Source organism: Herbiconiux daphne, from assembly GCF_024979295.1.
Classification (GTDB): Bacteria; Actinomycetota; Actinomycetes; order Actinomycetales; family Microbacteriaceae; genus Herbiconiux; species Herbiconiux daphnes.
This window is the reverse complement of record NZ_JANLCJ010000481.1, coordinates 1-641: the sequence shown is the minus strand read 5'-3', so window position 1 is coordinate 641 and position 641 is coordinate 1. Positions and strand designations below refer to the sequence as shown.

Below are 641 nucleotides of genomic sequence, written 5' to 3'. Positions count from 1 at the left end.
CCAATTGAGATTTGGCAGGCGGTTTGAAATACACTTTTGGCGCACAAGTCTGAAGTCGTGCGATCAATTCATCACTAGCCTTAGCCATGCCACACCTCCCCTAAAGTTACAATAACTGCAGGATCTTGTGTACGGTCAATGTTAGTAATCTTGTATTTCACGCCGAAGTATACGATATACATTAATCGAGATAAACGATCAGTTTTAACATTACTTAAAAGGAACGAGATCCTTATGTTTGGACGTTCATTTTGATTGCCAGAGGTTGCATCGTCAACAAAAGTTCCGCTCTGGAGAAGAGTAGCCTTTACAGGTTGTTCCTTAAAGTCATACTCATAGATTCCAGGACGAACTTCTTTCTCTAATGCACTACGTATGCCAACTATTGTCGAAACTTTAGTCGCCATTGATTCTCCTAAATAGGTTTAAGATTTAACGTCATTAACGAGTACTCTACGGACCAGTAGTGGTTGATGTAGTCGTAGTAGTTGTTGTCGTAGTCGGCTTCACTGTTGTAGTCGTACTAGTTGTTGTCGTTGTTGACGTTACGGCTTTACCGTTGTAGAAGTAGTTGTAGTTACTTTACCAGTTGGCCAAGACGGTTTAGCTGTTGCTCCTTTAGTGAAGTCAATAGCTGGGAT

At 41.2% G+C, this 641-nt stretch carries 1 protein-coding gene; it reads right to left on the bottom strand.

Annotation, left to right across the window (positions count from 1 at the left end; genetic code table 11):
* Positions 1–80: 80 nt before the first annotated feature.
* On the bottom strand, positions 81–407 hold the full coding sequence (locus N1032_RS25985; RefSeq protein WP_259543509.1) for a DUF7253 family protein: 327 nt from the start codon (positions 405–407) through the stop codon (positions 81–83).
* Positions 408–641: the final 234 nt, after the last annotated feature.

Bases quoted from the DNA above. Each gene is read 5' to 3' on its own strand.
- N1032_RS25985 (WP_259543509.1), bottom strand. From the start codon at position 407: ATGGCGACTAAAGTTTCGACAATAGTTGGCATACGTAGTGCATTAGAG.